Raw genomic sequence first — 4,408 nt, forward strand, 5'->3', positions numbered from 1 at the left:
GCCGGGAAGCCGCCGGTCGAGGTGGCAACCCCTCCGGAGTTCAAGGGCCACGAGGGGATCTGGTCGCCCGAAGACCTTTACGTCGCCTCGGTCAACGTATGCATCATGAGCACCTTCCTGGCGTTCGCCGGGCGGGCCTCCCTGGACTTCGTGGAATACGAGAGCGAGGCGGAAGGGCTGCTCGAGTTCGTGGACGGCCGGTTTCTGTTCACGAAGATCGTCGTCCGCCCACGGATCGCACTCCGGTCCGGCGAAGATCGGGCCAACGCGGAGGAGATCCTCCACAAGGCCGAGAAGAACTGTATCGTCTCGAACTCCGTCCGTACCGAGGTGACGCTCGAGCCGACCTTCGCGTAAAGACGAGCGCCTCCGGAGGGAACCCCCTACCAATCCTCCTTGAAGGGGAGAACGACGTCGTAATGCCGTTCGTAGTCCGGGGGGGAATGAAGCTTCGCCTTCTTTTCCTGCAGCAGATCGTTGATCGCGTGATGGATATAGGAAAGCGCCTGGTCCATGTGTTTAATGGAGGAATACGGGTCTTCGTCCACGTCCGCCATCGCGAATGCCTCGCCGGCCTTCTTGAGGTCCTCCCTGGCAGGCTCGAGGTTCTCCTTCTCTACGACTTCTTTCATCTTGGATAACAATCGGCCGAGCTTCGCGAATGCCCTCTTGATATCGTTGGGGTCGGCCTCCATCTTCCTCCATTTCCCGAAATAGAGCTTGTCGTGCAGCGCGCACAGTTCCGGGTAGGCCGTGCCGGAATAGGGGCACCGCGGCGGGATCTTGAACCCTGCATCCTTATCCTCTTCCAGCGGTGTGTTGCAAACCGGGCATCGATACGGTCTTTCCATACCGCATCCCTTGATCGAACGTCATCCGTGGGGGACTCCCCAAAGGAAGAACTCCCACGGGTAGTCCGAACAGATCCACGGGGCGCTCCGTTCCATCTCTCTCTGTCTCTCCTTCCCCTTCTCCACCTGGATCCGGAGGGTGTCGTTCCCGGGATCGGCGCGAAGGGCTGCCTCGGCGTCGCGAAGCGCCACGCGGATCTCCAGATATTCCCTTTCCAAAGGCAGAATCTCTTTCTGGAAGGCCTGCCACTCCTCCTGGTCCCCCATCTCGTCGTAGAACCACATGGGATCCATGGCGCCTCACGTCCGCATGGATCGTGTCAGGCGCGGAGGTCCCGAACCGCCCCAGGAAACCATCCGGACCCTCATGTTTCGCCGATCACCATCTTCATCATGTAGAAACTTCCGTTTTCATTGCTCATCGTGTTGTTTTCATCCATGGGAATGCCCCGGATGGTTCGAAATCCGACGTTTTCATACAGACGGATGGCTCCCCGTTTCACGACTTCCACGTCGATCTCGACTTCCCGCAAATCCATTTCCCTGAACTTCCCGATTGCGGCTTCGATCAGCCTGGTCGCGATCCCGCGATTCCGGTGACGGGGATGCACCGCGATTCGCAGGATGACGGCTCTCTTTGTGTCTTCCCAGCAGCTGGCGATCAGGAACCCGGATATTCCCCCGTCCGCGAAGACGAGAAACAGATCCTTCAATGCCTCCCGGAAATCGCCGTGATCCCACTGCTTCCCGCTCGGGAAGGAGAGCCTTTCGACCTCCAGGATCCCGTTCAGGTCGCCTTCCGCGGCGAACCGGACGGACACGGGAACCTCGCTTGACGATCCATTCCTTCCATTCTGCCCCACGATGAAATCGGGCCCGACGGTTTATGAGCCGGCGGGAATCGCTTTCCCGCATCGGGTGCAAAGGGTTTCCTTTTCCCGGACCTCTTTGGCGGAAATCGGGTCTGCGAATCCACGCCGCATCGAGATCTCTTCCGACGTCGTCATGCAGTCCCGACAGACGGCATCCTTCGCGATCCATGCTCCCACCGGCGGCTGCTCTCCGATCTCGGGGGCGACAAATGGCGGGTGCCCATAAAACGCAACATCTTTCGGTCCCTTCTCGTCGCTCATCCCTTGATCCTCCCTGCCCCCTTCCTAATCCCTCCCATAGCCGACAAACGCCGGATACGACAGCATTTCCCCCTCATCCCTCTTGCCGGTTTTTATGCGTACAGTAATGCTCGAACAGCAATCGGTAAATCCCCGCTCCGTGGTCCACATCATCGTATTGCGCCTGCCATAGATCGGAATGCCGTTGCAGCTCTTCGCGACATTTCGGGCAGTTCGGGTCCCAAGGTTTCCTTTCCGGCGGTTTCTTTTCCGGCTTCTCCATCGGGTACGCCACCTGTCACGCGGGCCCGGCGCCTTTGTCCTTCCTGCGTAGCTCCTCCTGGAATCTTCCGACGAATTCTTTTTGGAAGAGCTCGATTTCCATCGCCGCATCGTAGTTTCCGGCGAGATAGAGAGCCATCCCCTTGTAGATCAACGCGTCTTTCATGCCGGGGGTCACCTGCAGCGCCTCGTCGAAATATTTGACGCTTTCCTCGTACCTGCCAAGTCCCATCAGCGCGTATCCCCTTCCGACGAGCGGGAACGGATCCGCATCGTCCTGCGGACCAAGCCCTGTCCGTTTTTCCAGGGATTCGAGCGCCTCGTGGAACCGCCCGAGATCGTTGAGGCAAACGGCCTTCAATTGATGGGCCCTTCGGTTCTGCGGATCGAGGAGGAGCTCCCTGTCGCAGCAATAGGCGGCCTCTTCCAGGCATCCCTTTTGCGCAAGGGCCGTGGCCCCTTCGATCCACGGGATTTTCGCCTTCCCATCGACCCCGAGGACTTTCAGCATCAGGCCTTCGTACGTCTCCTCGATGACCTTCCTGCCCGACGAGATCACGGGGAGCCCGTGGCCGGGCAGAACATGGTCGATTTCCTTTCCGAGCAACGTCCTCAAACCGAACAGGTAGTGGTCGAGTCTTCCTCCGGCATGCTCGTCCGGTTCGGACATGGCGTGGAGCAATACCGTATCTCCGGAGAAGACGGTTCTGCTCTGGGGATGATAGAGGCAGATCCCGTCGATGGTATGCCCCGGCGTGTGGATCACTTCCCAATCGAAACCGCTGATCTCCAGAGTTTCTCCGCCCCGGACCTCCGTGACGCGGCAGCCGGATTTCCTGACCATGTCTTTGAGCTCGCGGGGGCTCGCTTCGTGGAGGATGAACTCGAAACCACCGTTTTCCATGATGGTCGGATACGATCTCAGGAGATCGAACACTCCCATCGCGTGGTCGCGGTGGCCGTGGGTAACGACAACTTTTTTAACGTCCGCCGGCTTGTACCCTCGCCGGAAGAGATCGATGAACGACGTGTAATCGTTTCCGGGATCCACGATCGAGAGATACTTTCCCACCACGATGTAAATGTTCGAGGAAAATTCGTATCCGGGCAGAAAGAGAACTTTTTCGAAAAACGGATCCGCCCCGTCAAGAAGACCCGACAGAGGCAGCCAACCGGGATGCTTCGTCTCCCACTCGTGCGAGGTTTTCCCGTTCTCTGTCATATCCACCCGGCCCCTTTCCATGATCGGTGCCGGAACACCCCCCCGCATAAGTGACCCCCTCCCCCGGACGGCCCGACCAGGAGAGGGGGATGAGGAGGGGGAGGAAAAATCCCGGCGATCGGGTGAAGCCCCGCCGCCGGGATTTCCCCGGGCCTCATTCGATATAGCCCACCTTGTATTCGAGCTTCATTTTCGCGTCGGGCCACCATTTCAAACTCATCTGCTCCTTCCCCGGATAGACCGCTTTGTCGCCGATCTTTTCCACGAGAAGTTCCAGAAAATGAAATGCCGTCAATTTGTACTTGCTGATCACATCCGGCGGCAGAAGGACGGCAAGGCCCGACTCCTTGGCCGTCTTCCAGTTGAAGGCGTCATTCGGGGAGGCGACCTTTTTCCCTTCCCCATCGTAAACCGCGAGGATCTTCCCCGAGACCGGGGTCCCCGGCTTGACACCGAGTTCTTCGTACAGTTCATCCGACAGGTGCCACCACAGGCCTCGCTCCCCCGTCTTCAGGTATCCTCTCACGAGCATGGGGTCGAACCCACAGACCCCCACACGGCATTTCTCGGGCATATTTATCCTCCTTTTGCGGAAAGCTGCTTTGCCTCCATTTCCCCCAACGTGTTCCGAAGGTCCTCCACCTGCATGCAGCAGCTCTCCATGAATTCCTGAACCTCGGATGGACTGAGGTAGTCACACTCGTACATTCTTCTTATATAAGGGGATATGTGGGTCTCGATCTCCTCCAGGAGCTCTCGAGGCAGATACTCCCATCCCCCGTCGGGGGGCGCCCAACCGAGATAATTCTTTTTCCAGTTGAGCACCATCCCCTGGAGCGTTTCCAGTTCCTTGCGAACGTTTTCTTCCATGGGCTAAAACTTCTTCGGGGTATAGATCCCCTCTTCCATGGCGTAGCACTTCTTGACTACGTTGAAATCCG

General features: G+C 58.4%; 8 protein-coding genes. 1 reads left to right on the forward strand and 7 read right to left on the reverse strand.

The window, feature by feature from the left end; translation table 11 throughout:
* Nucleotides 1-357 (forward strand): osmotically inducible protein OsmC (locus tag A2X88_08750; protein OGP34038.1); only part of this gene is annotated, 357 nt, incomplete at its 5' end.
* Between the two features lie 26 nt (nt 358-383).
* Here the strand turns inward: A2X88_08750 and A2X88_08755 are convergent.
* The 7 genes from A2X88_08755 to A2X88_08785 form a co-directional block, all read right to left on the reverse strand.
* Nucleotides 384-851 carry a hypothetical protein gene (locus A2X88_08755; GenBank protein ID OGP34039.1) on the reverse strand — a complete coding sequence of 156 codons (468 nt, stop codon included), beginning with the start codon at nt 849-851 and terminating at the stop codon, nt 384-386.
* A gap of 21 nt (nt 852-872) precedes the next feature.
* On the reverse strand, nt 873-1,136 hold the full coding sequence (locus A2X88_08760) for a hypothetical protein (GenBank protein ID OGP34040.1): 264 nt from the start codon (nt 1,134-1,136) through the stop codon (nt 873-875).
* Nucleotides 1,137-1,216: 80 nt separating this feature from the next.
* Entirely contained in the window at nt 1,217-1,672 is a 456-nt protein-coding gene (locus A2X88_08765) for a hypothetical protein (GenBank protein OGP34041.1), read from the reverse strand.
* 63 nt (nt 1,673-1,735) lie between these two features.
* Nucleotides 1,736-1,984, reverse strand: a complete 249-nt coding sequence (locus A2X88_08770; GenBank protein ID OGP34042.1) for a hypothetical protein — start codon at nt 1,982-1,984, stop codon at nt 1,736-1,738.
* 277 nt (nt 1,985-2,261) lie between these two features.
* Nucleotides 2,262-3,515, reverse strand: a complete 1,254-nt coding sequence (locus A2X88_08775) for a hypothetical protein (GenBank protein ID OGP34043.1) — start codon at nt 3,513-3,515, stop codon at nt 2,262-2,264.
* 106 nt (nt 3,516-3,621) lie between these two features.
* On the reverse strand, nt 3,622-4,041 hold the full coding sequence (locus tag A2X88_08780) for a hypothetical protein (protein OGP34044.1): 420 nt from the start codon (nt 4,039-4,041) through the stop codon (nt 3,622-3,624).
* A 2-nt stretch (nt 4,042-4,043) separates the two neighbouring features.
* Nucleotides 4,044-4,337 carry a hypothetical protein gene (locus A2X88_08785; protein OGP34045.1) on the reverse strand — a complete coding sequence of 98 codons (294 nt, stop codon included), beginning with the start codon at nt 4,335-4,337 and terminating at the stop codon, nt 4,044-4,046.
* Nucleotides 4,338-4,408: the final 71 nt, after the last annotated feature.

This window comes from Deltaproteobacteria bacterium GWC2_65_14 (genome assembly GCA_001797615.1).
Classification (GTDB): Bacteria; Desulfobacterota; Deferrimicrobia; order Deferrimicrobiales; family Deferrimicrobiaceae; genus GWC2-65-14.

Coding starts and splice junctions, on each gene's coding strand:
- A2X88_08785 (OGP34045.1), bottom strand. CDS start 4,337: ATGGAAGAAAACGTTCGCAAGGAACTGGAAACGCTCCAGGGGATGGTG.
- A2X88_08755 (OGP34039.1), bottom strand. CDS start 851: ATGGAAAGACCGTATCGATGCCCGGTTTGCAACACACCGCTGGAAGAG.
- A2X88_08760 (OGP34040.1), bottom strand. CDS start 1,136: ATGTGGTTCTACGACGAGATGGGGGACCAGGAGGAGTGGCAGGCCTTC.
- A2X88_08770 (OGP34042.1), bottom strand. CDS start 1,984: ATGAGCGACGAGAAGGGACCGAAAGATGTTGCGTTTTATGGGCACCCG.
- A2X88_08775 (OGP34043.1), bottom strand. CDS start 3,515: ATGCGGGGGGGTGTTCCGGCACCGATCATGGAAAGGGGCCGGGTGGAT.
- A2X88_08780 (OGP34044.1), bottom strand. CDS start 4,041: ATGCCCGAGAAATGCCGTGTGGGGGTCTGTGGGTTCGACCCCATGCTC.